At 42.8% G+C, this 25,949-nt stretch carries 32 protein-coding genes and 1 CRISPR repeat array; all 32 genes read right to left on the bottom strand.

The window, feature by feature from the left end; all coding sequences use genetic code 11:
- Positions 1-69 precede the first annotated feature (69 nt).
- Positions 70-846, bottom strand: a complete 777-nt coding sequence (locus ACH33_RS08800; protein ID WP_082705961.1) for a LamB/YcsF family protein — start codon at positions 844-846, stop codon at positions 70-72.
- Positions 847-872: 26 nt separating this feature from the next.
- The gene (locus tag ACH33_RS08795) at positions 873-2,213 is read right to left on the bottom strand and encodes an acetyl-CoA carboxylase biotin carboxylase subunit (RefSeq protein ID WP_057898684.1); all 1,341 of its coding nucleotides are present in this window, start codon (positions 2,211-2,213) and stop codon (positions 873-875) included.
- 67 nt (positions 2,214-2,280) lie between these two features.
- A complete protein-coding gene (locus ACH33_RS08790) occupies positions 2,281-2,526 on the bottom strand; it encodes an acetyl-CoA carboxylase (RefSeq protein ID WP_057898683.1) in 246 nt (81 codons plus the stop codon).
- A gap of 5 nt (positions 2,527-2,531) precedes the next feature.
- The gene (locus tag ACH33_RS08785; protein ID WP_057898682.1) at positions 2,532-3,515 is read right to left on the bottom strand and encodes a 5-oxoprolinase subunit C family protein; all 984 of its coding nucleotides are present in this window, start codon (positions 3,513-3,515) and stop codon (positions 2,532-2,534) included.
- The gene (locus ACH33_RS08780) at positions 3,512-4,381 is read right to left on the bottom strand and encodes a 5-oxoprolinase subunit B family protein (RefSeq protein WP_057898681.1); all 870 of its coding nucleotides are present in this window, start codon (positions 4,379-4,381) and stop codon (positions 3,512-3,514) included. Before ACH33_RS08780 ends, ACH33_RS08785 begins: the two co-directional genes overlap by 4 nt.
- A 309-nt stretch (positions 4,382-4,690) precedes the next feature.
- Entirely contained in the window at positions 4,691-6,910 is a 2,220-nt protein-coding gene (locus ACH33_RS08775) for a sensor histidine kinase (protein WP_057898680.1), read from the bottom strand.
- Positions 6,888-7,580: a response regulator transcription factor gene (locus ACH33_RS08770; protein ID WP_057898679.1), complete on the bottom strand. Its 693-nt coding sequence runs from the start codon at positions 7,578-7,580 to the stop codon at positions 6,888-6,890. Before ACH33_RS08770 ends, ACH33_RS08775 begins: the two co-directional genes overlap by 23 nt.
- 737 nt (positions 7,581-8,317) lie before the next feature.
- A CRISPR array of direct repeats spans positions 8,318-9,669; the repeat unit is 30 nt; unit sequence GTTTCAATTCCTTATAGGTAAGCTACAAAC.
- A gap of 234 nt (positions 9,670-9,903) precedes the next feature.
- Positions 9,904-10,701, bottom strand: coding sequence for a M15 family metallopeptidase (locus ACH33_RS20450; RefSeq protein ID WP_057898678.1), 798 nt, complete (start codon positions 10,699-10,701; stop codon positions 9,904-9,906).
- 64 nt (positions 10,702-10,765) lie between these two features.
- A complete protein-coding gene (locus ACH33_RS08760; RefSeq protein WP_057898677.1) occupies positions 10,766-11,191 on the bottom strand; it encodes a phage holin family protein in 426 nt (141 codons plus the stop codon).
- A gap of 70 nt (positions 11,192-11,261) precedes the next feature.
- Positions 11,262-11,399 (bottom strand): hypothetical protein, encoded by a 138-nt coding sequence (locus ACH33_RS19205; protein WP_156424016.1) that lies wholly within the window; start codon positions 11,397-11,399, stop codon positions 11,262-11,264.
- A 1-nt stretch (position 11,400) separates the two neighbouring features.
- Complete coding sequence (locus ACH33_RS08755; RefSeq protein WP_057898676.1) at positions 11,401-11,757, bottom strand: hypothetical protein; 357 nt, start codon at positions 11,755-11,757, stop codon at positions 11,401-11,403.
- A gap of 13 nt (positions 11,758-11,770) precedes the next feature.
- Positions 11,771-12,484 carry a hypothetical protein gene (locus tag ACH33_RS08750; protein WP_057898675.1) on the bottom strand — a complete coding sequence of 238 codons (714 nt, stop codon included), beginning with the start codon at positions 12,482-12,484 and terminating at the stop codon, positions 11,771-11,773.
- Positions 12,484-12,993, bottom strand: a complete 510-nt coding sequence (locus ACH33_RS08745) for a hypothetical protein (RefSeq protein WP_057898674.1) — start codon at positions 12,991-12,993, stop codon at positions 12,484-12,486. Before ACH33_RS08745 ends, ACH33_RS08750 begins: the two co-directional genes overlap by 1 nt.
- Positions 12,986-13,522: a YmfQ family protein gene (locus tag ACH33_RS08740; RefSeq protein ID WP_257721602.1), complete on the bottom strand. Its 537-nt coding sequence runs from the start codon at positions 13,520-13,522 to the stop codon at positions 12,986-12,988. The genes ACH33_RS08745 and ACH33_RS08740 overlap by 8 nt, the downstream gene beginning before the upstream one ends.
- A gap of 10 nt (positions 13,523-13,532) precedes the next feature.
- Complete coding sequence (locus ACH33_RS08735; protein ID WP_236782021.1) at positions 13,533-14,609, bottom strand: baseplate J/gp47 family protein; 1,077 nt, start codon at positions 14,607-14,609, stop codon at positions 13,533-13,535.
- Complete coding sequence (locus tag ACH33_RS08730; RefSeq protein WP_057898671.1) at positions 14,602-15,072, bottom strand: DUF2634 domain-containing protein; 471 nt, start codon at positions 15,070-15,072, stop codon at positions 14,602-14,604. The genes ACH33_RS08735 and ACH33_RS08730 overlap by 8 nt, the downstream gene beginning before the upstream one ends.
- Positions 15,069-15,512, bottom strand: coding sequence for a DUF2577 family protein (locus ACH33_RS08725; RefSeq protein WP_057898670.1), 444 nt, complete (start codon positions 15,510-15,512; stop codon positions 15,069-15,071). The genes ACH33_RS08730 and ACH33_RS08725 overlap by 4 nt, the downstream gene beginning before the upstream one ends.
- 13 nt (positions 15,513-15,525) lie before the next feature.
- A complete protein-coding gene (locus ACH33_RS08720; protein WP_156424028.1) occupies positions 15,526-16,524 on the bottom strand; it encodes an XkdQ/YqbQ family protein in 999 nt (332 codons plus the stop codon).
- The gene (locus ACH33_RS08715) at positions 16,509-17,342 is read right to left on the bottom strand and encodes a D-Ala-D-Ala carboxypeptidase family metallohydrolase (RefSeq protein WP_057898668.1); all 834 of its coding nucleotides are present in this window, start codon (positions 17,340-17,342) and stop codon (positions 16,509-16,511) included. Before ACH33_RS08715 ends, ACH33_RS08720 begins: the two co-directional genes overlap by 16 nt.
- 53 nt (positions 17,343-17,395) lie before the next feature.
- The gene (locus ACH33_RS08710) at positions 17,396-17,908 is read right to left on the bottom strand and encodes a hypothetical protein (RefSeq protein WP_057898667.1); all 513 of its coding nucleotides are present in this window, start codon (positions 17,906-17,908) and stop codon (positions 17,396-17,398) included.
- 27 nt (positions 17,909-17,935) lie between these two features.
- Positions 17,936-20,140: a phage tail tape measure protein gene (locus ACH33_RS08705; protein WP_057898666.1), complete on the bottom strand. Its 2,205-nt coding sequence runs from the start codon at positions 20,138-20,140 to the stop codon at positions 17,936-17,938.
- Between the two features lie 155 nt (positions 20,141-20,295).
- Positions 20,296-20,703 (bottom strand): hypothetical protein, encoded by a 408-nt coding sequence (locus ACH33_RS08700; protein WP_057898665.1) that lies wholly within the window; start codon positions 20,701-20,703, stop codon positions 20,296-20,298.
- A gap of 60 nt (positions 20,704-20,763) precedes the next feature.
- Entirely contained in the window at positions 20,764-21,192 is a 429-nt protein-coding gene (locus tag ACH33_RS08695; protein ID WP_057898664.1) for a phage tail tube protein, read from the bottom strand.
- Between the two features lie 13 nt (positions 21,193-21,205).
- The gene (locus ACH33_RS08690) at positions 21,206-22,261 is read right to left on the bottom strand and encodes a phage tail sheath C-terminal domain-containing protein (protein WP_057898663.1); all 1,056 of its coding nucleotides are present in this window, start codon (positions 22,259-22,261) and stop codon (positions 21,206-21,208) included.
- A gap of 2 nt (positions 22,262-22,263) precedes the next feature.
- On the bottom strand, positions 22,264-22,704 hold the full coding sequence (locus ACH33_RS08685) for a phage tail terminator family protein (RefSeq protein ID WP_057898662.1): 441 nt from the start codon (positions 22,702-22,704) through the stop codon (positions 22,264-22,266).
- Entirely contained in the window at positions 22,701-23,099 is a 399-nt protein-coding gene (locus ACH33_RS08680; protein WP_057898661.1) for an HK97 gp10 family phage protein, read from the bottom strand. The genes ACH33_RS08685 and ACH33_RS08680 overlap by 4 nt, the downstream gene beginning before the upstream one ends.
- Positions 23,099-23,449 carry a hypothetical protein gene (locus ACH33_RS08675; RefSeq protein WP_057898660.1) on the bottom strand — a complete coding sequence of 117 codons (351 nt, stop codon included), beginning with the start codon at positions 23,447-23,449 and terminating at the stop codon, positions 23,099-23,101. Before ACH33_RS08675 ends, ACH33_RS08680 begins: the two co-directional genes overlap by 1 nt.
- A complete protein-coding gene (locus ACH33_RS08670) occupies positions 23,446-23,787 on the bottom strand; it encodes a head-tail connector protein (RefSeq protein ID WP_057898659.1) in 342 nt (113 codons plus the stop codon). The genes ACH33_RS08675 and ACH33_RS08670 overlap by 4 nt, the downstream gene beginning before the upstream one ends.
- 43 nt (positions 23,788-23,830) lie before the next feature.
- A complete protein-coding gene (locus tag ACH33_RS19200) occupies positions 23,831-24,004 on the bottom strand; it encodes a hypothetical protein (RefSeq protein ID WP_156424027.1) in 174 nt (57 codons plus the stop codon).
- Between the two features lie 13 nt (positions 24,005-24,017).
- Positions 24,018-24,977: a major capsid protein gene (locus ACH33_RS08665; RefSeq protein WP_057898658.1), complete on the bottom strand. Its 960-nt coding sequence runs from the start codon at positions 24,975-24,977 to the stop codon at positions 24,018-24,020.
- 13 nt (positions 24,978-24,990) lie between these two features.
- Entirely contained in the window at positions 24,991-25,584 is a 594-nt protein-coding gene (locus ACH33_RS08660) for a phage scaffolding protein (RefSeq protein WP_057898657.1), read from the bottom strand.
- Between the two features lie 85 nt (positions 25,585-25,669).
- Positions 25,670-25,912, bottom strand: a complete 243-nt coding sequence (locus ACH33_RS08655) for a hypothetical protein (RefSeq protein ID WP_057898656.1) — start codon at positions 25,910-25,912, stop codon at positions 25,670-25,672.
- Positions 25,913-25,949: the final 37 nt, after the last annotated feature.

Below are 25,949 nucleotides of genomic sequence, written 5' to 3'. Positions count from 1 at the left end.
AATAATCTTTCAAAATTGAAATTAATTTCATAAATGAAATTATATTAGAAATAAATAGGCTGTTGATCATCAACAGCCCACATTCAAAACTTCTCTAATAGGAGCAATCTGAACCCCGTTTTCACGAAGAGCCTCTACAATGGTTTTGGCCAGTTGTGAGGCTCCTGGCGTGTCCCCATGAATGCAGATCGTATCCGCTTGAATGGCTATCTCTTCACCATCATGTGTCATAACTTTTCCTTCTTTGACCATCCTAACCACACGCTGGGCCATCTCATGATAATCCTTAATCTGTGACCCTTTTCTCGTTAAAATAATCGAACCGGTCGTCGTATGCTCGCGATCTGCATAAGCTTCCCGTGCGACCGGAATCCCCATTTTTTTTGCTTCCTCTAGTACAGCGGAATTGTTCAAGGCAAAGATAACGGTTTGCGGATCAACTTCCGCAATCGCTTCTAGAATCGCCCGGGCCAGCGCCTTATCTTCCATAGCTTTCATATATAATGCGCCATGGGGTTTACAATGCTGAATTTTTATGTTTGCCGCCACGGCAAATTCGCGCAGGGCTCCTAATTGATAGGTAACATAATCCTTAACTTCTGCCGCTGTACATGTCATATAGCGGCGACCAAACCCTAGCAAATCCGGAAAAGCAGGATGCGCCCCGATGCCGACTCCGTATCGTTTGGCCAGCTCCACCGTTTTCCGCATTACATGCGGATCCCCTCCATGAAAGCCACAGGCAATATTGGCGGATGTAATGTACTGCATCATTTCTTCATCATTACCCAACTCATACAAACCGAAACTTTCTCCCATATCACAATTCAAATCCACTTTATGCAACTCGTACCACCTCTTTTCAGGAATAGTCAGACAAGCAATTTCTCAAGGAAACGTGTCGTATAATGTCCGTCCCGGAAATCTTTGTCCTGAACAATCTTTTGAAGCAGGGAAACGTTCGTCGTCAGACCTTCCACCGCGATTTGTTCCAGGGCCTTTTCCATCTTGTGGATGGCATCGGAACGATCGCGTCCATGCGTAATGATTTTCCCAATCATCGGGTCATAAAATGGTGTGACTGTACTGCCTTCGATCACGCCAAAGTCCAGGCGCACCTCCTCCTTCGGCAAAGCTAACCGCTTCAAAACGCCCGGCGAAGGAAAGAAAGTTTTCGGGTCCTCGGCATATAGTCTGCATTCGATAGCATGACCTGTTTTTCGGATTTCTTCTTGCTGAAATGGCAACTTTTCTTTGGCAGCAAGACGGATTTGCAATTCTACCAAATCAAGACCGGTGATTTCCTCCGTCACCGGATGCTCAACTTGCAGGCGTGTATTCATCTCCAAGAAGTAAAAATTTCGATTTTCATCGAAAATGAATTCCATCGTCCCCACATTGGAATATCCAATGTGTCTTGCTCCCCGCAAGGCGGTCTCTAACAGCTTAGCTCTGGTTTCTTCATCCAGAAAAGGAGACGGGCTTTCTTCAACGACTTTCTGGTTTCTTCGCTGTACCGAGCATTCCCGCTCAAATAAGTGTACCGCATGGCCATAGGCATCACAGGCCACCTGTACTTCAATATGACGTGGGCCAGAAATCCATTTCTCCAAAAATAAGGTCCCATCACCGAAATACGACTGAGCCCGTTGCATGGTAGACGCAAACGCTTTTTGCAGTTCATCGGGATTATGGATCACCTGCATCCCAATCCCTCCACCACCAGCGCTCGCTTTTAGCATAAGCGGGTACCCTAACTGGTCGGCGATAGACAACGCTTCTGTAACAGAATCAATTTTTCCATCCCATCCAGGAACCACTGGCACCCCCGCCTGCTGCATCTGACGGCGCGCCTCAATCTTACTGCCCATCAACTCGATCGTCCTAGCATCCGGACCGATGAACACAATTCCCTCTTCTTCACAGCGACGAACAAAACGCGGGTTTTCCGACAGAAACCCGTATCCGGGATGAATCGCGTTTGCCTCTGTTTCTTTGGCAACCTGGATCACCTTCTCAATGTCCAGATAGCTCTTTTTGACCTGAGCTGGACCGATGCAAACAGCCTCATCCGCCTCCTCGACAAAAGGCGCGTCCATATCCGCTTCTGAATAAACAGCTACAGTTCGAATCTTCAACCGCTTACAGGTTCGGATAATCCGTCTGGCAATCTCTCCTCTGTTGGCAATTAAAATTTTGTCAAAATAACTCATACTCTACCCCCATGTTACGTGTTGGAATAGGGATTCAAACAAACTTGAATCCCTATCAGCATCACTGTTACCTTTTGATCACGGCTATTTCCTGTCCGGCATCCACGATTTCTTCGTTTTCCACACAAAAACGTTCAAGGACGCCGTCTGATTCCGCTTTGATTTCATAAAAATTCTTCATAACTTCGATTAAGCCGATAGTATCCCCGACTTTCACGGTGTCTCCTTCCTTTACATATACATCCTGGTCCGGAGCGGGTCTGCGGTAAAACACGCCAGGAATCGGGGATAGGATGGATTTGCTTTCTGCCACAGTTCTTACCTCCCATTCTCTGAAATTACTTGTTTTATTTGCGCAATCTTGTCCTTCATTTCCCGCCTCGCCCGCAGAGCTTCTTCGAGGCTGACAGACACGAAACGCACCTTTTCATTCGTCTTAATTTGTGCCATCCGATTGAGATCGGCGCTAATAATCGTAGCAATAGTAGCATAGCCGCCGCCCGTTACCGCGTCATTCAACAAAGCGATTGGTTCCACTCCATCCGGAACTTGGATGGAGCCAATGGGATAGCCTAAATCAACAACATTCGAAGGATTGCTTCCGGCACCGAAAGGCTGCTCCCGGGGGACAAAATTCAAGCGTTCACCCTTGAAGCGGTACCCGACACGGTTCGCTTCCGGCGTTACAGTCCAATCCAGGGACAGGAAGCGCTCCTTGCTTTCCTCTGTTAAGCGGTAACTGCAAAGCCCCATAAGCACGCGGATTTCATAAGACTTGGAGAATCTTGGGATAAAAGTCTCCGGAATGCGGGTTCCCGCACTGATCTTCCGGCGGATGTCGCTGCCGATGCAGAGTCCATCCCCGGCTTGCAGGGCGCGCCCCTCAAAACCGCCAATTCCACACAGCGTATAGGTTGAACGAGAGTCCATAATAACTGGAACATTAATTCCACCAGCTACAGCAAGGTAAGCCCTCGCCCCCTGCCTGATAAAATCAAAAGATAGCTGGTCACCGGCTTTAACAGCGATTGTCTCCCACATCGGGGCCGGCTGTCCATTAATCTTCGGGGGGATTTCGCCGCCCGTCACCGCAATAACAGAATCGCGCTGGAATTCGAGCGTCGGACCCATATATGTAATCTCCAAAGCCGCCGCATTCTCGTCATTTCCTACAAGTAAATTGGCAATAACGTAAGAATATTTGTCCATCGCGCCAGAAGGCGGCATTCCAATTTCGTAGTAGCCGATTCGGCCCTGATCCTGAACCGTCGTTTGAAGCCCGGGGGTTATCACTTTAATCATACATATAACCTCCCTAACACGTTTTCAGAAAACTGTTTCGGATTCTCGATAACATCATGGGGCGTAAAAGTAATTTCCGTCGTTAAATAACGGAAAGTACCTGCTTCCACCTGTTCCCGGATCGATTCGAACTCTTCCTTTGTCACACTGCGATAACGGAAAATATCTCCCTGCCTGGGAAAAGTCATAGAATCTGCAAAATCCGGCAACCGCTGCTCCTTGTCGTAAATAGGAGCGGCCGCTATGCCAAACAACTGATATCCGCCTGCTCCCTGCACCGGGTAGATAACGGCAAAGGCTCCGCCAAAGCCAAAAGCTCTCTCCGGCGTATATGTACGCGGACGAACATATTTCGGCACCTCGATTTGCTGCTCCCGGGGCACCATCTGATAGCACCAAGGCAGTCCAGGGACAAACCCGACCATAGACACTAGATAGGGATAATCGGTGATAGCCTGGATCAACTCTTCCTTGGATGCGAACCCATTAATGCGAGCAGCATATTCCAGATCGGTAGAATTCGGGTCTTGGTGACGGTCTCTGAAGCGCATCAATGCTTCGTGTGTCCACGGATCTTCAAACAAGATCGGGACGTCAACAATGCGCGCGGATATTTCAAAGTCATCGATCGAAACAGAGTGTTCCAAGTCCTTCAATTCCTTAATAAGCACATCCGGATGCAACTGGTCGGGATCAACCCGAATCATATAGGAAGCATTGGAAGGACAAATATCCAGGATACCCGGAAGCTGTTTTTCTCTCAATTTTCGAGTGATGGCCATGGCTTGGAAATTCACTTCAAGGCTCATTTCTTCCGCCAGTTCCACAAAGACAAATTCATCTCCGCCATACTCATAACGTACCATCGTTCGTTTCACCTCACTCAAGAAATGGCATAGCTTCTTTTTGACTTACTCCATAAAAATTCAATAGCAAAAACGATACCAAATAGACAAAATATAATAAATAAATTTTATATACAGTTAATTCAAAGCATTGGCTGGCCTATCCTATTCGAAACGAACCAAACACCCAAGCATAATCTTTCAAAATTGAAAAATATCTTTCAAATTTGAAATTTATCATTTCACACCTTCACAACCAACTTTTAAATGTCGTTATAAAGTCATTACACATCAAAAGCCCGGAATTCGGTTGAATTCCGGGCTTTTGCCTTATTTGGTATTCAATGAAACGGTTACTTTGAATAAGTCACCATCTACTTCAATGTCTAAACTGCCTTCGTGAAGGTCTATAATCGATTTAGCAATAGCAAGCCCAAGTCCTGAGCCTTCTGTATGACGAGATGTATCACCGCGTTTAAATCGTTCAAACAGTTCGTCTATATCTTCACTAAGCTCGTATTTAGTAATATTTTTAAAAGCAATTACCGCTTTGTCATTTGCTTTTTTCACTGAAATATATACTCTCGTATTTTCTAATGAATATTTGAGGATGTTTCCAATTAAGTTGTCAAACACCCGCCACAGTTTTTGTCCATCGACAACAGCATAAACAGGTGTATCAGGGGTAGTGATCCGAAATTGCAATGTTGACTCTTCGATTGTTTCATTGTATTCAGCTAATGCCTGCTGTAAAAGCTGGACAAGATCTACTTTTTCTTTTTCAAGCTCAATGTTCCCGCTTGCCATTTTGGATGCTTCAAATAAGTCATCAATGAGCACTTTTAATCGTTTAGACTTACGGTCAATAATCTCAATGTATGCGTCACGCTCTTCATCTGTTACATCTGATGTCTTCAAAAGCTCTGTGTATGTAATGATAGAAGTTAACGGTGTTCGCAAGTCATGACTTACATTTGTAATTAGTTCCGTTTTTAATCGTTCACTTTTCGCCTGTTCCTTTTGTGATACTTTTATACCATGCTTTAATGCATTAATATTGGCTGCAAGAACGGCTAACGCCGATTTCCCTATCACAGGTATATCCTGCTCGAAATTTCCATGTACTAACTCGTCCGTGTTGGTAACAATACGATTAAAATAACCGCTACGCTTTATAATTATGATGAAAATTGGAACGCAGATCACAATAAATAAAGGGATATAAATCCATATATATATGGGCTCTATAAGAACAATTGCCGCACCAACGCCAAAAGCAAACACAACCGATAACAGAATAAATAGTTGCATACCAATACTTCGGATGAGAAACGCTTCCTTTATGCCTTGGTATGCTCTGTGTAGCAGGGCCTTTTGCCAATCTGCTTTTAGGTTCGCCGGGGCCTTTGCTCTCTCTAACAAAAATTTTCCTTGAATAAGTGTTAGTGCAACAAAAAGGGTTGTAACGATTAAACGAAAGAGTGTATCTCTAATATAGATATATAAATTTTGATGTAAGGATAGGGTATTATCCATTATGAATAGCAAAAGCGTGAGAAGTCCCGTAAATACTAAAGCCATTACTGTTACGTCTATCGGAATACAGTTGTAGTAAGGCTGCCATTTCCCTGTAGGAATGCATTGAATGACCCTTGTTTTTTTGTTTAAATAAAAACTCAGCAGAAAAGCGAGAATACCGCTAATGGTGTAGATAAAAAAGATTTTTTGTTTTTGTTGAAAATCATAATAATCTGCCAGAATAGGGTTTTCTGAAGACGCTGCTTTCGGTAACGCAATCTTCCCCTCAAACGTGCTCGTTTCCTTTTCTATTAACGGAGTGACCACATCATTATCACCAACAAAGCGATATTGTCCGCCAGTTGAAAGGTAAGCATATTTTGACGAAGGATAGCTTTGAATAAATATCATATTTTTATTGTTTATAAACGTATCTATTGAATCGCCACTGCTTATATTTACATTCGTATAAACTTCTCCCGTTGCGGTGTTCTTTAAATAATACGTAAAAAGCGCTTTGTATCTCATAAAATCCGAACGGTAATTTTCTATCTCACGAAAATATTCGTCAATCTTTTGTTCTTTTTCTTTAACGATTTTTGCCCGGACATGTTCGTCGCTTTTAAAATTGTTTGTAATATCCTCTATTTTCTTATCTCTTTCAGCAATATAGGCATCAGCTACTTCTTTGTTGCCTGCTAACAGTGCATCCTGAATTTTATGCTCATATTGACCTTTTATATTTGAGACTTGTGTCGATAAATCTCCATAGCGATAGCGGTGTTCTTCAATTTCCTCAGCTGTAACGGTAATCTTCTTTTTGAGTTCTTCTTTATTTATATTATTTAATTCAAACATCTTTAGATAATCAACAAATTGATTTAGTTCATCTTCAAACTGTTGAGTCTGAAAATAATCTTTTTTTATATAGTCTTTTCCGTTAAATAACCCTGAGATAATACCGCTTAATCCGAAAGTAAATAATAAAATCCAAATCACGAATATCATCTTACTTTTCGATTTTGTATCCAATTCCCCATACCACCTTTAAATATTTTGGTTGTTTTGGATTGATTTCGATTTTTTCACGAATCTTACGGATGTGAACGGCTACAGTATTTTCAGCATTAAAACCTGGTTCCTTCCATACCCGTTCATAAATTTCGTTAATAGAAAACACACGTCCGGCATTTGTCATAAGCAATTCAACGATTTTATATTCAGTCGGCGTTAATTTCACAACTTCACCGTCAACCGTTACTTCTTTTGCCGACTGATCTAATGTAAGACCATTGAGATGAATCACTTTTTCTATTCCTTCGTAAGTGCCCAGAGTCACGTATCTTCTTAGCTGTGACTTCACTCGAGCAATAAGCTCTAAGGGATTAAACGGCTTCGTGACATAGTCATCAGCACCAACCTGAAGACCTAGAATTTTATCCATATCCTCGCTTTTGGCACTAAGAATAATAATCGGAATGTTTTTTTCTTCACGTATTTTAAATGTAGTTGCGATACCGTCAAGGCGCGGCATCATGATGTCTAAAATAATGAGGTGAATAACATGCTCGTTCAATTTTTCAATCGCTTCGATGCCGTCTTTTGCTTTTATAACCGTCATCCCTTCATTTTTTAAATATATTTCGATACCATCCCTGATCTCTTTTTCATCATCGACAACTAATATGGAATAATGATTCATATTTTTTCACGCTCCCTTCAAAAGCATATCATGGTCAGTTCCCGGGACTTTCTATATTGTAAGATGTATTTCTTAACATTAAATTAAGGGAATCCTTAAGACTTTCTTAAGATTTACATTTATTTTACTGTATTTGTAGAGTTGAAATATAGATTTAACGCCTGTTTTAAATATCACACAAAAAATAACTTTATTTTTAATACGATATTTTAATTTGGTTTTGGTGGGGAATTTGGGGGAATTGTTTTTTTGAGTTGGGGTACAATGGGGTACTAATAATACATCGGGTGGGTGAATGTATATTAAAAATACCAGGTCAACTACAGACCTGGTGTTTATATTGCCTCACCAATTTGACGTAAAAATAAAGGTGATAGTTGTATAAGTACGTATCCTAGCCCTGCATTCATAATCATAGACCACTGCAATTGGTAGCAAACAAAAACCCGGCCACACCGGGTTATTTTTGTTCTAGCATCCATGTAAATACGTAGTCAAGTTTCCGGCTCTTTAGGACATGCTGGCTCATCCAGTTACTTCTTGGAATTCCTTCCCAAATTTATTTTAGATATTAAAGGATTCTCTTATACAAACAAAAAGCCGCTACTATAAGCAGCGACCTTCTTCCCACTACGTTCAGATAATTACTACAAAGTACAACTGTTAAAATTTATATCCCACTACGTTCAAATAAATCTAATGATGATTAATGATACCATTTAAGTCTCTATAAATCAGTTTCAATTCCTCATAGGTAAGCTACAAACCCGGCTTCGTCGGTGCTGTACCGCCTACTATTTCGGGTTTCAATTCCTCATAGGTAAGCTACAAACTATCTGTTTTTTCTGGCTCAGGTTGATAATTGCCAAGTTTCAATTCCTTATAGGTAAGCTACAAACATTATAATGTGGGCGGGAATATATTTCAAGTGGTATTCGTTTCAATTCCTTATAGGTAAGCTACAAACTGAAGAATATAGGATCTTCATTAGTGTATTGCCGCAGTTTCAATTCCTTATAGGTAAGCTACAAACGACATGCCCGCGACATTGTGGGGCAGTACGCTAAGTTTCAATTCCTTATAGGTAAGCTACAAACAGACCAAAGACCAAACTAAACCAGACCGGAAAAACTTGGTTTCAATTCCTTATAGGTAAGCTACAAACCAGCGACATGGGGAATTCGGAAGGCGATCCGCTTTTTGTTTCAATTCCTTATAGGTAAGCTACAAACTCAAGACCCCGCCCGCTCATTCAATCATGATTTAAGTTTCAATTCCTTATAGGTAAGCTACAAACTGCGTCCACTATGGCGTTCATTCACGCCAATCCTGAGTTTCAATTCCTTATAGGTAAGCTACAAACTCCCGACAATCACGATTGAAGACATTATCTACTTTGGTTTCAATTCCTTATAGGTAAGCTACAAACTTTTGTAGTGATTGAAAATACTGTTGTAGAACGCCTGTTTCAATTCCTTATAGGTAAGCTACAAACATGCCATGACGTTTTCCGCCAACGGCGTACATTCCGGTTTCAATTCCTTATAGGTAAGCTACAAACGGAGAAGGCAGCGATGGCGAAGATATTGCTATTTGGTTTCAATTCCTTATAGGTAAGCTACAAACCGATACCTATATCATAGACATAGACGCGGATTCGATGTTTCAATTCCTTATAGGTAAGCTACAAACACAAGAAGAGACTATTTTAAAACTTCAAACAGAAATGTTTCAATTCCTTATAGGTAAGCTACAAACGTGAAGCAAATCCCATCTTGTACATGTTTGTATTCCTGTTTCAATTCCTTATAGGTAAGCTACAAACAACTCTGGCTCCTTTTCGTAAGCATCTATAGCCGCAGTTTCAATTCCTTATAGGTAAGCTACAAACGGCAATGCCAACGCTTCAGCCTTTGCACTATTTGAGTTTCAATTCCTTATAGGTAAGCTACAAACTTCTTTCAATAGAGGGCACGTACAGCTTCCACGAATGAGTTTCAATTCCTTATAGGTAAGCTACAAACTCAAGACCCCGCCCGTTCATTCAGACATGATCTGAGTTTCAATTCCTTATAGGTAAGCTACAAACCCATTTTACATGAAAACATACATAATGAGAATCCTTGCGACATAACGTTTTTTTAGTTCTCACACCAAAATATAAACATACGCCATATGATAAGCTATTTTTTACGTCCTATCGCCAACCTCAATGTTTATACATATTTAAACCAAAATCAAATGTCGTCGATCCCCCGCCTTTTTTGCAGGATTAGAGGTCGACGACATCGACAACAATCGTTATTTATTTTGACCTATATAGTTAGTTATTCGCCGCTCGTCTACCTGACGCCTTTCTCACTTCGTCAGCCAGCTCACCAAGCTCTTTCTTATCCTTACGCAACGCTTCGGCTGCTCTGTGATACTCGTCCAACTTTTGCTGACACTTGTCCGGCTTCGCGTTTTCTTCTTGCCACATTTTCTGATACTGCTTAATTTGTTCGTCCTTCTCTTTCCACTCTGCTTGGATGAGTGCGATGATTTTGTCCGCTTTTGAAACGGGAATCATGTATTCTTCCTCCTTTTTGTCAGTAACCGATGCAACAACTTTCTTCAGCTCTGGAACCTGTACCACCATAGCTGGACGTGATGGACGTTTTCCCGCTTTTAATTGTGCAATAGAAAAACCGAAGGTCATTTGAACGTGTGGGTAGTCCTTGAAACTTCTCCAATCACCACCCCATTCAAATCCTCTGGCTTTGAACATTTGTACGACTTCCATCCAGTCTTTTTTGTGATTCTTATTAAAATCTGTGTTCATGTCCCAAACGACTTGTTTGCCATCCGGTGTATATAAAGCGAAGTCCAGCGCCAAACCGTAGTTATGGTAGCTGGTGCCGCCTTTGGCGTTCGTCACGATTTTTCCCGGTTTTGTTCGACCTTGTGCGTATAATTCATTCTGTTCCGCGATTGAACGATACCCTTGCGTAATCAGCACATAGATACCGCGTTGCCAGGCTTCAAATACAACTTCCCAGCCACGCTGGGCAACGACTGGATGTAAATTCGGGTCGTTCAACCGAAAGTTCTTTTGTTTCAACCAGTCCCATGCAATGGCCATGTCCATCCCTCCTGCTTTAGATCATGAAAAGGCATAGATGCCCGTTTGTTGACTCCGTTTCTCTTCAAAATTTTGCTTCCTTGTCGTTATCGTTTTTCATTTGTTCAAAACGTTGACGCAAAAACGCGGGGACTGGAACCCCAAGCCTCCCCATGTTTTCCACAAGTGAAATCCCCTCCACTGCGATTAAAAACATAATCATTGCATTTCGCATGAATTGCGAATCTGTACTGCCAGCTACTACATCCAACTGATGGGAAACAATGACCAGTAGAATCATGGCCCCTTTTTTAAGCAGTCCGTGAAATGCTCGTTCTGAGCTTATCTTTTTTTCTCTAAAAAACCCGACTAAAACGCCAGATAGATAGTCTGCTGCCATACAAATAGCAAGGGCAACCACTAAACGGTCAAATCCTCCAAGTAAAAAGGCAGCGCTCGCTGCGCCGCCCCCAACTACAAAAGTATAAAATGTATCTGTTTCCTGTCTCATCTACATCCTCCTCATCCCCTTTCCGGGGAAAAAATAAAAACGCCTCTTCCTTTATTGGAAAAGACGTTTGTTATGTTGTTGTTTGCTGTTCGACTGTATAACCATATTCGTTCTGTAAAACTGCAATTGTAGCTTCTTTTTTGCACGCTGGCACTTGTTCAATCGTCATTTTTCCGTAGTAAATTCGATAAGCGTAAATGTATTCCATATTATACTGTCCCTCCATTTTTCAAAGCTTCTATTTGTACATATAAATCTGCCATTCCTGCCATAAGCGTGTTCATCACTTGGGTTTGTTGTGCATACATTTCGGCAATACCTGCTATTATCGCGTCAGTTGCAGCTTCTTGAGGCTCGGGCTTCCTCATTTCCGGCTCATCCGTTTTTGAGGGTATTCTCTCAGCTAAAAAACTTTCCCATTCTGCTTGTGTTAATTCACTTTCGAATCTTTCTAACTCTTCGTTAGTAGATACAACCGCTGTTTCTCCATCATAAACAATACGGTTGATCTTCATAAAACTTACATCTGGTTTCCCCTCAATCAATGCTATTCTGTAATATCGCATAGATTGACCTCCTTTATGCCTGCTCGTAAACAATTATAGCTTCTTCAAAGCTAATACTGCCTGTAATGAGATACTTTATTTCGATTCGATTATTCCACGGTAAATGCAGGAGTATATTAGGATGGAAAGTACCACTAGCATATGAAAAGCTTTCAAGGCCTCCATGTGGTCCACCATAATGATGAAATGCATAACCGCCGCCACCACCTGTGTCATATCCAGCTGCTATAGTTAAGATTTCCGGTGTTGAGAAACCAATCGCATTCGGATAGTTGCTATCTCCTGATAGCTTAACATGAGAAATTAAATAACCATCCACCCATATTTGAAAATCGATACGGTCTGAGCTTTTAAATGATGATAAAAGGAATCTAAACGTTTGTAATTTCCCTTTTGTACCAACTCCAGAATCAAATAGCCATTGCCAAACCCCTGCCGTATCTGCCGGGTTAACATGTAACCTTTTTGTTGTTGGCCATTTTGCAACTGATGTATCCAGTACATTGCGGATATCGACAACTTTAGATTGCAGAGAGCCATTTCTATTTGCTAAATCAGTTATATTACCTAAATGATACTTTAAATCAGCTACTTTTGTTTCTAGTGTGTCCACGTAATCATTAATTTGTTTTAAGTAGGCAAACAATGTAGTGTTACCAGCAGCATCCGTATTCTTGCCGGTTCTTTTTAATTGCTCAAGTACCTGACTAAGCGTTACTGCATCCATTAAACCACGCTCCTTGTTACTGATTGTAAATTGCCGCTTTCATCATAATTAAGCGTCTGTGTAATCGTCTTACCCCCGACTGTTTCCACGACTTGTGTTAGCTTTCCGCTAGAATAAGTAAGATCAGTAGTTTTTACGACAGTTGTTCCATCTTTTTCTTCTACTTTTGTTAAGTCTCCATTTGTGTAAGTTAAAAAGACAGACCGCGTATCTGTCTGCTGGATAATTGATTTAGAAAAAGTAACATCTTGATTTGTAGAGCCAGCCTGTAAATATCGAGCATCTGCCGTATCCTGATTAATTGACCCTTCTTGCATATTAGCAAGCTTTTGTTTATCCGCATCTGTATAGTCATTAGTAGAAAGACCCTTGCCTTCTTCCTTCAGTACAACTTTTTCATCGATCTTACGCCAGTTTTCATTGAGCATGGTTTCGATGTTAAACGTGTGATTTCCGTCTGTAACAGGGTCTTTCATATAAAGACCAAGATTAGGTGTGTTACTAGCCAATGATTTCACCCCCTGCAAATTTATCTAAAGTTAACGTCTCCATCTCATTCAATGTCAGTACGTTGTGTATCTCCCTGATAAGTAAATATCTGAATTTGTACGTTATCCCTAAGTGTGCTGGTATTAATTCACGTAATGTTTTCTTGATGTCATCCAAGTTCTTTGGTACACCGATTTTTCCGATAAACGTGACGATGATTGCGAAGTTTTGATAATCCTCTTCAACATCTACTTCTCCACCAAGCCAAGCAGAGGCAACGTTCTTAATAGTGGCTACTGTTACCGTCTCAGAGAATCGCATTTTCGCAATTACCAGTTCCCGACGCTCCTGCAGCGGCTTATTCTCGTCAATAGGGATGCCGAAGATTTTCTCCCAGTTCGCAATGCCCCAGGTGGCCGTCTCGGGGTCAAACTGCGCAAACACATCCTGACGCTTTGCTGCAATCCGATCTAGCTCGATAGCCTCAGCATTCTTGATTTCATTCGTCAATGGATCTTTATGATATCGAGGTGGCATTCGAGCAAGCATTTGCTCTTTTCTACTCATAGAAGTTCACCGTCCCAAGCACCGCAACTGAACCATCCGGAATCTCGATATTTGCCGTACCACTGTTAATAGTCAGGTCAGAATAATCGATAACATCCGGAATGTCACCTAGAATGTTAGCGATGCGCGTCCAGCGCACCAACGGGTCCTTAAAAGAAAGTTGTTTAAGGTAATCGGCTGCCGCCGGAATAAACTGTTGCTTGATTGTATCCACATCAGAGTACGAGGTCGGCACAACTTTCGCAGAAATATCAATCGCAACCTCTGTCACGCCGACTACCGTAATAATTGGACCGGCTGGCTTCACTGTTTCGATGTACTGCGCTACATCATCGATAATATTTTGTGCTGGTGCCTTCCCATTCTCATCAAGCAGAACGACTTTCACGCTGTTATTCCCATCCCATACCGGATACACCTTCGCGTCTGCCACTCCTACCCTCGACATGGCCCACTGCCGGTAGTGTGCAGCATTACCGGAAATACCCGGATTTCTTGCCTTCTCAAGCGTCCGTTTTAGCAGCGATTCTTTTGATTCTTCATCCACTCCGTTTGTGAATGCTGTATGCTCAATACTAGTAATGCCTTCGATTCGCTCCGCTAATTGGAGTGAGTTTGCAGGTATATTCCCGACTACTCCTCCGACAGAGCATTTAACAAGAATATCAACCTGGCCGTCTGTTATCGTTCCATCTTCTAGCGAAACGAACTCAAGGACATCATCTTCAATGAATTGAAGAACAGTACCAGCAGGGATGAGTACGCCGTCCGCGCCTTTGAATGTTACGAGATTCTGTGACTCTACCGCTGGCTTCCAGTCTACACCGACTCTTCTTGCCCATAATTTCATGTAGAGAAGATCCATCGATGCATTGAGGAAGCCGTTATAATACATGTTTTGTGTTGCAATCTGCTCTTTTTGTATGTCGATTGCAGTTGCTCTTGTAACATCAAATGGGATATTTCCTTCTGTCTTGTCGTATCGATCGTTGATATTGCTCAGCATCCGATTGTGAATATCGTCAATCTCTTCGACTTCAAAATCCGGAATCAACACCAAATCATCCATTTCCACCGAGCGGCACCCCCATTTCAAACGATTGACCGTCCACCAAATTCACACGGAAATAGACTGTCAATTTGTCCTCATCTTTCTCAAACTTCCATTCTGATAAAAAAGCCACCCTGGGATGCCGGGTGGCTGAAGCTTCGATATTCTCCTGTAGTTGTACGCGCATATCATCAGTCAGTACCCGACCAATACAAAACTCCGTCAGTGTGCCGTATTCATATTCCGGGGTATCCGGATAATTCGCATAGATCTCGTATTGATACTTCTCAGTTCGTAAGATATGAATAATCCACATCTTTACAGCCTCAATATCCGTCAGTTCAACCAGGCGTCCATTCCGAATGACAAACTCTCCTTTTTCGTAGTCGAACAGGAATCCGACTCCTAAATCAATGTCCAATTGCTGCTCCTGCTCGACCTCTTGCAAAAAATCATCCGGATTCGGCATTTCAGGTATCATTCAAGTCTCACCGCCTTATCGAGTACATAATATAGTTGCTGGTCCTGTGCTGGCAAAAGAATGACCTCATCACCAGGTCTAAGTTCGTCAACAAACTCAATTTCTGATTCAGATATTGAAAACTGACCATTTGAGACGGAAATATCATGTGCATGTTTATATGCGCCGCTTAACTCTTGCGATGTCGCACCCTCATCTTTGCTAAGTGAAAGTGATGTCGTAGATGACTTTATGTTTATAGTTCGCTTATGCCGCAATACATCACGCCCAAAGATTAACTGGCTTTTGTCCAGTACAATCGCCTCGCCCAGCTTAATTTCAATGTCTGGAAACGGCTTGGAGACTATACCAATTTGAACACCAATGAAAACCGGATTATCCCTTTTCTTCACTTCATCAGCCATCCAAACCGCGAACCGTTCCGGTGTCATTCCTTGCATATCCTCACCTCTCTCAATACCGCTTGAGTGTAATGTTCATCTTGTGAATACCATTCGCCAGCGTATGATTGGTACTCGTGATGATAAACTGACCGATGATGCCTGTTTTTGGTTCGTTTACCTGTAGCACCCGGCCAGAACGAACGTAATCATGCCCGAGCAAATCAAAACTTGCTTCTTCGTTCACCCGATTCAGTTCCTGTAAAGCCGACAGCGCTTGACGCTTTGCATCAGCAAGCGTGTTTCCGTCAAAAGAAATTGTCTCTTGCAGCAAGCCGTATTTTCCAATACTTCCGGTGTCAGCAATATGCGTATATACCTGGTCGTCCTTCGTGATAACAATGCTGTTTCGAAGCTCTGTAATGGATACCCGGCGCTGTGGATTACTGATGAATTCAAGTAGGTCAAATTTGCCGCTACCCTGGAACAATTCAAGCGACGTATTGATAAGAAAGGCATATTGTCGGTCAATTAGCAACTTTCCATTTTCCATCTGAAAACGGTAGTCTTCTCCGATTTCTCGCTTTGCCTGGTAAAGAATGTCACGCAGGATCTCGCTGTACGTCTGCTCGTTGTATATTTTCTTAATTTTTGTCTTCATTTCAGCGATGTGCTGAGTCGGTATCTTGAATGGGGCCAGCAGCTCCTTAATACACGCTGTAGCTGTTTTGTCCCCTTTGAATTGTTTAGTTGTTTTCGACTTGTTCAAATAAAAAAGAGGATCGTAACAGGTCACGCTCCTCGTCTTTTCGGTGTATACAATATCTGTTATGGTGCCTTGCACAATGATTTTCCCGTTGTTCACCAGCGTAATCGTATCGGCAAGTGTCATGTCAAACCTCGGCATATACGGCGTGCTGGCCGTTGACGGAAGAACGAAGTCCAGCTTCTGGCCGAGTTCTTCGAGCGAATCTGACCAGGTTATCTGCCCGACAATTGGTGTGAGTTCAGTTCGTTTGCCGTTGTTCGTCAAGAATAGCTGATGCGGCACGCCGATCACCTCTTCTTCCAATCAATGTGAAGGTGGTCCGTATGCCCCTTCACACGCCATAGCACGTAATAGCCATTTGCCCGGCCCCACGTCGCCAGCTCGTCCAGCTTTTTCGGGTTCCCTACCACGTCATAGGCTTCATTTGTGAGATGGGCTGACGTTTTTGAACCACCAACCTCAGCATTATGCCGTGCCGACCGCCCAGCCGAGCTGATACGTAAACCAAGTTTCTTCACTTTATCGCGCACAGCTTTTGCCTGGGGCGAGTCATACCCTTTGCCTGGTCTTGATTTGTTTGAAGATGCTTTGCTTTTGCTGTCATCTTTTGGTGGAGGCACATACTTTTCAAATTTAGGGACGGTTGGTTTCACGCGCCCGGTGGCTTTCTGCACCTTCAACTGCGGAAACACGAACTCGGTCATTTCTAACGTATAATAGATGTCTCTGCTACCGTCTTTTACTTTTGGGGTGAAAGAATCAATTGTTACAGCCATGTTGATGTCGTAGTACGGAACCCGCAATCGAATTGGAACCCGGCGCTCAATCCATTGCTCCAGCTCTTTTACGCGTTTTCGAGCGGCTTGCCCGGTACCTCCCCATGCTTCAAAGCCAGCCAAACCAGTTTTATCAAACGAATATGGATTGTCTGGAAAAAAGGCTGTCAATGTAATTTTGCGAAGTGTTCGCGTACCAATCAGCCGTATCTCTCCGTTCACCGTCTGAAAAGTCTCGTTTGCCATTGTCGCCTGTGGGATTTCCAGTTCACTCGGCAGGACCGGAAGCTGCATGGTCTTCTCACCGTTATTGATAGACAAGAATATTGAAATCGGATTCTCCAATGTTTCACCTCCAAACTAAAAGAGGATAGCAGTCATGCTATCCCTTCAAAATCTTACTTTATGCCAACAGATTGTTTGACTTCTTTTAGATCACTCTTAACAAGTCCTATCTCTTCCTCGAATTTTTTGGAATTTAACTCCATTGTTTTTAGTTCCTTGCTATCACCATTTTCTAGGTATGTAGCTAGATGCCCAGCTACTTTTGCTTTTTGAAAATACGCATACGCCATCCTGTCTTTAATGTCGCTTAATTTATCTTTAATATCAGAAGGCAAAGTATCATCGACTTTCGTGGCGTGCATTTTATCTGTTATACGACTCATATCCTTTTTTAAGTCTTTTAGGCGATTAACAGCTTCTTCTTTGCTGATCTTTTGGTTTTTAATATTGTCAGCTATAACAGAGAACTCGGTAGCCGTCTCATCCGCTTGTTTCACAGCCTTCATCAACTCTTGTTCAAAAGCTAAAACTTGCGCTTGATGCTTTTTGTTATCTTCACCACAACCTATCAAAAATAAAAAAATACTCAAAACAACAAATGCTATTTTTCTTCTAGTATTTTTCATATTCCCCCTCCTTTTTACCACATTTTATCATATATTCTGCATCGCTGATTGAAAACGTGTCATGAAGCGCTGGAACTCGCTGTCTCCACCTGCAACAGCATGGTAATGAACAACAACGCTCGCTTGTTTTGTCGTTGTAGTCGTATTTGACACATTGTTTGTTGTTACAATGCCACGCGAGTATTCCCTGTTTTCTTCTGCTGTCAGAATACGTTCTCCTTTATGGATTACAGCTATCCCATCCTCCGGAACATAATCAAGACCTTTTGAGAACCAACCGAGAAAAGGTAAGTCCCCACTATCTTTGCTCTCTGATGATTTTTCTTCCCCTCCACCACTTATCCAATCAGGCAACTTAAATTCTGGAAGCTTAAAATTTTCAATTGATTTTTTGAAGTTCTCCCATTTCTCGGATATTTTTTCAATCAACTTTATAATCGGATCAAGGAACTTTTTAGCTTTCTTCTTAGCATTATCCCATGCGTCCACAATGGATGTTTTTATCTTTTCGAAAGTAGTTGATGTATTAGTTTTAAGTTTATCCCACGCATCGGTGATCTTCTTCCATAACTCAGCAGTCTTTTCTTTGATTTTGTCCCAGTTTTCATAGACAGCGAATCCTACTGCAACGACTGCGGAAATTATTAGCCCCCAAGGCCCTGCCAATCGACCGATCCATGGGCCTAGATTTTTGATATAACCACCAATGTTCTTCAATGAAGACATGATTTTTCCTAATCCGCCAGCACCTACAAAAGCACCAATTGCCGGTAGGGCTGCGCCAACCATTTCGCCTAATCCGCTAACGATTCCATTTGTGCCACTATCAATATCGCCTATAACTTCTTTCCATTTTGTTTTCAGTTTATTTAGAAAGCCTTCGTTTCTTTGCTCAAGCGGTTGAATTTTTTCTCCAAGTTGATCATATCCATTTAACATTTTTTCAAGTATAGGGAGCATCGCTTCGCCTTGTTCCTCGAAAAGAGTTGCCATTAAACCGGCTCCTATTTCAGCTTTTGCTGTTTCATCATCCAAATTTGTAAGAGTGCTAAGAATTTCACTAATGGCTTTTTCCCCGTCTTTGCCACCTTTAACTATTGCTTCGCGCCATGCTTCTGATTTTTTGGTTAACTCATCATATTCTTTTAGTGCTTTACGATCTATTCCGAATTTCTCCATTTCTTTTTGTGCCTGCTTCGCGGCTTTTCCGCCTTCTTTAAGCGCTTTTTCCCAATCACCTGATTTATCATGGAGTTTTTCTATCATTTCGGAGTCAAATCCTTTTTTCGTTTGTATACTCCACAAATAATCAAGTGCATTCATAACACCTTTATCGCCTTTTTTGATGTTTGCAATGAGTTCATTAGAAATCGCGTCACCAAGACGATCCATGACATGGTGCCCTTTTTGTCCACCTTCTATCATTGCTCCCAAGAAGTTATTTCCTGATATACCTGCTTTTGCAAAGTTTGTGCTATATTCGTCTATCTGATCAAGCATTTCGTTGAACATCTCAACCGGCATCTTTTGTCTTGCTTCAATCAACATATTCAGTGCTTGCTGCGGACCATTAATATCCGCAAACTTATCATCCAATGCACGTACTGCTGAATTTAACTCAGTTAGATTATCAACACCTGTTTTGTTTAAATTCGCTACATCCATAGCGTACTTTTTTGCCTCTTCACCTTGAAGATGAAAATATTCTTGTGTGACACGAACAACTTCAAAAACTTCCTCCTTCGTAGCACCTTGTATATTTGCCCAAACATCTTTAGTTATATCAGTTAATTGTTTTGCCTGTGCTTCAGTCACATTAAGTGCCGCCTGAAACTCCCGATCCATCTGACCAAACGATATCAGGTCTTGTCCTAACGTATCGCCGATGTTAAAACCAACTAAGCCATTTAATGTATCTCGTAACGAGCGAGCTTGCTGTTCTGCTTCTTTTAGTTCTTGCTTCGCTTGTGAAGCGTCAACTTTTGGATCGGCGATATCTTGAATTGTATTACTCACTTGGTCGGCTGTATCTTCTAATTTCCTCATCTCATTACGTGCACTTGCTGTCTCTATACTATCAAGAGAATCGGCTGCTATATTAATGTAATCAATAGCATCGCTAGCGTTGTCTGCTCCTTTAGTTAGTTCTTGTAAAGCTCGAACGATATTACGCAAAGGGCTTGTTAAATTATCACGTAATGTTAATTGTGTATTTATCACGAAGTCAGCCATCTATAATAACCCCACTTTAATCATGCGCTTTCTTTCTTCTATCATACTCGCCATGAGCAGTTCCTTCTCAAAGTAGGATAGAGCATCAATTTCAGCTATCTTCCATCCTTTTTGAATATAATGATGATAAAGGAGGAACACTTCGTCCTCCTGAATTAGTTTTTTATTTCATCCACCAATCGCACTGATTCTCCTCTTTTCCTTCCAGCCAAATTCATCATGATTGCACAAATTTCCACAACCTCACTCGGATCAAATAATTCTTGCACAACAGCATCCGGCTTTGTTTTACATCCCACGGCTTCAATCAATTCTGGGTCTTTCAAGTTTGGCTCAACTACATTGCGCAACACAATTTTCTCCGTTATTTTTTTCAACACTTCAGGATCGCGTGTTCGTGAAAATTGATATACAAGCACTTCGTCGTACTCTTGTAAATCATCTCTGCTCGGTGTTTTAATTACGATTTCTCCATCCAGCGACGGAACGTACACGGTCGCCGTCTTTTCCTGTAATGTGCCTTGTTTCTTCGCAATGATATCCTGAATTTTTACTGTTGCCATATCAATCACTCCATTTCATAGCTTATGAATAAGAGAAAGCAGGCGCGATGCCTGCTTGTATTACTCTTCCCATTCTACTTGCGACGGACGGAACAGGAAGTCAAGTTTATCTGTCATAAGTTTTTTAGGTTCAAAAGTCAACAAATCCAAATCACCGTCAATTTTGCACTCGGAAATAATGACAGTTTGTTGTAAGCCGGTCTCTGGATTCTTCGCCTCCCCGATAATCGTAAATGTCGGGTCTTTTCGTTGCTTCAATTGCTCAATAAACCGCTTATAGACGAATCCATCTGTTTTCAATACTTCAATATTTCCTTTACCGCTCCAACCGACTGCTTTAGAGAACTCGTCCCATTCACCTACGACATCGAAGTTCTCGCGTTTTACTGAAATTTTTGCCTCGAACTTCTGCACATAAAACATCTCTTCACCATCAAAATAAGCTTTGGCATCCGAACCGACAAACACTTTTTCCTCTCTGCTACCCAATGTTTACACCTCCTTACAATCCGATTACAAACTTCAAATCTTCCATAGCGTCTAGTACGGAAATAATTCCTGCTAGGAAAACATTACTGCCTGTATTCGCGCGTAAAATCTGACCGTCACTCATCTCGCTTGTGTCCTTGCCAATTGATTTGAGATAAAGTTTTTGTGCTTCAGTGTCGATGCGCGCCTTGTTCTCGCCTTCTCGTTCTAACACGTTTTCAATGACAAGACCCTGAAAATATGCGTTGATCGCCGAAATAAACATGAGCTTGTTCTGGAAACTGTTCGGATACTTGCCCACATAGCTATCCTCGAACGTCGTCCGAATATCTTCCAGAATCATGTCCAGAATCTCAACGATGCGGATTTTGCTGAATGACTTCGATTTTTCCGGCGTGAATGTGACGAGCGAGTTAACAGCCCGACCGATTTTCACCTTCTTGCCATCGTTGATAAGAATGAGCTCGCCATTGTCGATCGCTTCGTCCGGATCGTCGATTTCGTCAATAGAAGCAACATCCGGGAATACGTAGTATGTTGCCGAGCGTGTAAATGGCAAGCCAGCGAATACAGATGCCAGGCGCACGCAGAACTCTTCTGTTGTCTTTTCGCTGCCGTCCTTCATCTTGATGCCGGTCGTTGTGAAGTTGATGATACCCTCATGATCGGGACCGGACGCATTCGGCACCACTGCTTTGAAGATTTTCTTTTTCAACGTGCGTTGCCCTTTGATGAAGGCGACAATATCGGAAACATCCGTAGTATCAGCCTCCGGCATCGCAAGATAGTTCCAGTACATGCCTTTCAGCACTGTCAGTGCATCGGATACAGGCGCTTCCGCTGTGATCGGCACCGCAATTACCTTGGATGGCGTACCGTAGAATGCCTCCTTAATGTGCTTGATATTGGTCGCGCTGAAATCGGCATCTTTCACTTCTTCAATGCCCTTATATATTTTCATTTGCGTGGCTGCATCACGCAGAATAAGAGCCACAATACCACGCGCAGAACGTGTAATCGCACTGGCTGCCAGCGTCTTAAAAAGAATCTCAATTTTAGGCAGTCCCACGATTATCCCTCCTTCTCCAAATTAATGTGTAACTCGCCCATCATGTCGTACTGCGTAAAGTAGTCGTCCTGGAATACTAGACTGTATGCACTCACATCAAACGAGAAATGCAGCGCGTCACCTATCGTTTGAGTTGTCTTGTCGAAGATGCTCAGCACACGATTTCCGACCGGGAAATTCAGCTTGAAAGCATCGTTCAGGTCGTCCGTCATGTCCCGGTATTCGGCATTGGTGTGCTTTTCCGTCATGTATACGATCTTGACTGTTACACGCTGATAACGTCGGTGTTCCGTTTCGTTCGAGTCGACGATAGGTAAAAGGTACACAAAAAAAGCAGGAAACTTCATCCCCTGCTTAACTTCTTCCCCGTATCGATTTTTCACCGCTGGGAAGTCGTTTTTCAGTTTTAAGAGAACAGCGTCAAACAACTCTGATAGCCTCATACACGCCCCTCCACGATGTCCTGTAGCCATCGCTTGATGTCCTGGTCTATCCACTCTTCCATTTGCTTCAGTGGAATCTCAAACATGTGGAAGCCTTGTACAAAACCCACATATTCTGCACCACGCTTTATACGGTGACCGTATTCAACATGGGGAGCATAGTGAACAGGCGTGCCGACAACGATAACAAATTCATCGCCAATTCGCTTTACACTGTCAACAAATATGCTATTTCTCAAATTCCCGGTGTCCACTGGTGTCAAACGCTTCACATCGGCCAGGTACCGATAAGCCAGCTCCGTCAGCTTACGCTCGACCTTCTCCGGCATTTCTCTTATGACACGCTGCAAAAGCATGCGCTCAAAGATATCCAGTCCTTCCAATTCAAAGCCCATCAAGCCTTCTCCTTTCGCGTCACAGGGATTTCCCAGTGCGAAGGGTAGTATATGGGTTCCCCGGCTGTAAAAGTCCGCTGTAGGCCGTTTTCTAGCGTCACAGTAAGCGTATCTCCGGCACGTACATCCACTTCTGGCCGACAGAAAATCAGACTGTCATATAAAATCTCGTTTGCTCCATCCGTCTGATTCGCATTCCTTGCCACACTCACAGACAGCCTACAAGGCACCGCCACGGCTTTCTGACGCTCTTCGTTGACTGTTTCCCCATTCGGCTTCTCGTACTCCACCCAGCCCCATATGTCCATGCTGTGGGTGTATCGAGTTGCTAAGATATCTGCTGGAGTCATCGAAAGCACACCACCCGGAAACGATTCAGCAATCGGGTCATGTCGCCTGTTATAAGACTGTATCCGGGCAATTTCTGTTCACCATAGGTGATAGTAGTATTACCCTCGGTAATGCTCTTCACAGGGGCATTCTGTGCGTCTGGCGCTGTGTTCTTCTTGTACAGCATGACAACATGGTCAATCAGTGCCGATTCAAGACCAGGAGGAAACTCTGTCCGGTTCGTGTAGGCCAGCATTTCCTGTTCAGTGGCCGAAATCCAGTAGTTCAGTTTAGCGTCGTATGTTGTGTCTTCCTCCGGAATGTCAGCCAGCATCTTTACGGTGGCCAATCTGTCCATTTCCTTCCCTCCTCAAATGAGAAGAGAGCGCCCGTTGCGCTCCCTATTTCTCCCCATCTTCTTTTTTCTTCCTTGTCTTACGCACTATTTCTTCTGCTTCTTTCTTCGAAAGAGTTAAATCACCTTCATGTAATTCCGCCGTATATTCATCAGGCAGCTTTTGAGCCTCTTGCTCGGCCTTTAAACGGCGCATCCGGTTAAAAGCAGCCATTCCCATGCACATTCACCCCTTACGCAAGTTTGTGCTTGAATTGCACTACTCGGATTTTCTTTGGATCGTACACACGATTCCAGTTTGCAGCCAGTGCGATTTCACTATCAGAAGGAGAAGATCCCGCCATTGTGTTTTTCGTGAAAGCTACACCACGAATATGCAGGATGAACGTCTTACGGTTGATGAGATAATCATCACCAACCAAGCTGTCACGGTCTGTTTCTGTCGGCACAAATCGTACCGGACTACCATTTCCTAACGCAATTGCACCCTCACCGAAAATGTAAGACGTGTATATGCCGTTCTCAACCGGGCAGGCATCATCCACAATGACACGCTTACCCATGTATGTTTTGACACTCGGAGAACCGTCAGCTGGTTGTACGTTCTGAATCAGGTTCTGTTTGGCAAGTGAAGCTTCTGTTGCAGAGTGCATGACTATGGCCGTCAGCTTTTCCTTCGCATCGCCGAGCTTTTGTACCGCATCAATGAACGTTGTTCCGGTAAAGTTCGCTGCATCTCCGGTTTGCGCGGAAATGTCGTGTACGTTATTTTCCATGCTTGGAGAGGAGAATACGCCTTTCAGCATCAACATTGTAATGCGCTGCATTTCACGCGACCAATAAGATGCTACCAAATCACCGATGGCTTTTGCCGGGTCACTGCCAGCTAATGCACCAGCAAGGTCATTGGATGCCCACGCACGACCACGTCGGAAGATAACAGCCTCGTCTTGGCCGGATGTGATTTTACCCGGCACTAACGGGTTTGTGTCAGAAAGCACCTCGGAAACACCGTCTAAATCGTTCCAGAATGGCAAGTGAATCGTTTGAGTTGCTTGGCTTGCCAGCGAATCAAACTCTGGACTCGTAGCAACAATACCGGACTGATAAAGTGCCGACAGTTGAGTTGTGCGATTAACAACATACGGATTAAAAACCTCTGGAATAATTACGTCTGCAATACGTGTAGTCATGTACATCTACCTCCTAATTAGCTGATTCCTGTAATTGTTTTGCGAGCTCAGGGTTTTCTCGCAAGAGTCTCCCTTGCTCAGTCAGGTTGAACGTCTCTTTCTTCCATGGATTCACAACCGTTTGTTTGGATTCTGTTGTTGTAACCGGCGTGCGCCCACTCAATCCTGGCGACTCAAATAAATAAGGTTTAGATTCACGCAATCCTTTCAGCGCTTCATCTAAACCTTTGACGGTACCATCTTCATTCAGTTCAAGGCCTTCCCTGTTTACGAACGCTAGCACGTCTGCCGGGTCCTTCGCATCTTTCGCAGCCAGTTTAATAGCTGTGTCGATCTGCGACTGTTTGTACTTTGATTCCCACTCTTCATTTTGCTTCTGAAGATCAGCAATCGTCTGTTCAAGCTTTTCGTTGCCTTTCACAGCCTTTTTCAGTTGCTCAACCTGTTCGTCACGCTCTTTGATTTGGCTCTGTAACTGCTTAATCTCCTCGTTTTTTTCGTTGAGACGAGAACGAGGAACATAATCTTTCTTGTCGTTGTCTATAGCAGCTAACACCTCATCAACCGTGATTTCGCCTTTTGCTAGTTTCTCAAGTAACTCTTTCATAATTACCTCCTATACGTTTTTAACGTGGAACGCCCACGTAGGTATTCGCCCAGTTTTATGCCGTATGGCAGGGCAGAATTGTTTGTTACTGAACTGCATTATGCTGAATGCAAAATTTCTCTCCGCATTTCTTGCAAGACTTTATTGCGACAAACTCTGAGCGCTCCATCTCTATCAAATCGCCTCCACACTCTTCACAATACTTTTCTGGGATTTCCCGTAGTTTTGCAGCTACATCTTGCAATCCAGCAGCAATAACTTCGAGTTGGTGGACTAAGTGCCCTGTTTTCATTCCGACTACAACATCGAATTGTCCTTTTTTAGACATTGCTATCAACTCCTTTTAGGCAATAAAAAAGCACTCA

The sequence above is a fragment of the Aneurinibacillus sp. XH2 genome, from assembly GCF_001439585.2.
GTDB classification, from domain to species: domain Bacteria; phylum Bacillota; class Bacilli; order Aneurinibacillales; family Aneurinibacillaceae; genus Aneurinibacillus; species Aneurinibacillus thermoaerophilus.
Note: the sequence above shows the minus strand (reverse complement) of the source record. Positions and strands in the feature narration are given on the sequence as shown.

Coding starts and splice junctions, on each gene's coding strand:
- ACH33_RS08795 (WP_057898684.1), bottom strand. CDS start 2,213: ATGAGTTATTTTGACAAAATTTTAATTGCCAACAGAGGAGAGATTGCC.
- ACH33_RS08785 (WP_057898682.1), bottom strand. CDS start 3,515: ATGATTAAAGTGATAACCCCCGGGCTTCAAACGACGGTTCAGGATCAG.
- ACH33_RS08780 (WP_057898681.1), bottom strand. CDS start 4,381: ATGGTACGTTATGAGTATGGCGGAGATGAATTTGTCTTTGTGGAACTG.
- ACH33_RS08770 (WP_057898679.1), bottom strand. CDS start 7,580: ATGAATCATTATTCCATATTAGTTGTCGATGATGAAAAAGAGATCAGG.
- ACH33_RS20450 (WP_057898678.1), bottom strand. CDS start 10,701: ATGGCCATTGCATGGGACTGGTTGAAACAAAAGAACTTTCGGTTGAAC.
- ACH33_RS08760 (WP_057898677.1), bottom strand. CDS start 11,191: ATGAGACAGGAAACAGATACATTTTATACTTTTGTAGTTGGGGGCGGC.
- ACH33_RS19205 (WP_156424016.1), bottom strand. CDS start 11,399: ATGGAATACATTTACGCTTATCGAATTTACTACGGAAAAATGACGATT.
- ACH33_RS08755 (WP_057898676.1), bottom strand. CDS start 11,757: ATGCGATATTACAGAATAGCATTGATTGAGGGGAAACCAGATGTAAGT.
- ACH33_RS08750 (WP_057898675.1), bottom strand. CDS start 12,484: ATGGATGCAGTAACGCTTAGTCAGGTACTTGAGCAATTAAAAAGAACC.
- ACH33_RS08740 (WP_257721602.1), bottom strand. CDS start 13,522: ATGCTTGCTCGAATGCCACCTCGATATCATAAAGATCCATTGACGAAT.
- ACH33_RS08735 (WP_236782021.1), bottom strand. CDS start 14,609: ATGGATGATTTGGTGTTGATTCCGGATTTTGAAGTCGAAGAGATTGAC.
- ACH33_RS08730 (WP_057898671.1), bottom strand. CDS start 15,072: ATGATACCTGAAATGCCGAATCCGGATGATTTTTTGCAAGAGGTCGAG.
- ACH33_RS08725 (WP_057898670.1), bottom strand. CDS start 15,512: ATGCAAGGAATGACACCGGAACGGTTCGCGGTTTGGATGGCTGATGAA.
- ACH33_RS08710 (WP_057898667.1), bottom strand. CDS start 17,908: ATGAAAAATACTAGAAGAAAAATAGCATTTGTTGTTTTGAGTATTTTT.
- ACH33_RS08705 (WP_057898666.1), bottom strand. CDS start 20,140: ATGGCTGACTTCGTGATAAATACACAATTAACATTACGTGATAATTTA.
- ACH33_RS08700 (WP_057898665.1), bottom strand. CDS start 20,703: ATGGCAACAGTAAAAATTCAGGATATCATTGCGAAGAAACAAGGCACA.
- ACH33_RS08685 (WP_057898662.1), bottom strand. CDS start 22,704: ATGAGGCTATCAGAGTTGTTTGACGCTGTTCTCTTAAAACTGAAAAAC.
- ACH33_RS08680 (WP_057898661.1), bottom strand. CDS start 23,099: ATGGGCTTTGAATTGGAAGGACTGGATATCTTTGAGCGCATGCTTTTG.
- ACH33_RS08675 (WP_057898660.1), bottom strand. CDS start 23,449: ATGACTCCAGCAGATATCTTAGCAACTCGATACACCCACAGCATGGAC.
- ACH33_RS08670 (WP_057898659.1), bottom strand. CDS start 23,787: ATGGACAGATTGGCCACCGTAAAGATGCTGGCTGACATTCCGGAGGAA.
- ACH33_RS19200 (WP_156424027.1), bottom strand. CDS start 24,004: ATGGGAATGGCTGCTTTTAACCGGATGCGCCGTTTAAAGGCCGAGCAA.
- ACH33_RS08665 (WP_057898658.1), bottom strand. CDS start 24,977: ATGACTACACGTATTGCAGACGTAATTATTCCAGAGGTTTTTAATCCG.
- ACH33_RS08660 (WP_057898657.1), bottom strand. CDS start 25,584: ATGAAAGAGTTACTTGAGAAACTAGCAAAAGGCGAAATCACGGTTGAT.
- ACH33_RS08655 (WP_057898656.1), bottom strand. CDS start 25,912: ATGTCTAAAAAAGGACAATTCGATGTTGTAGTCGGAATGAAAACAGGG.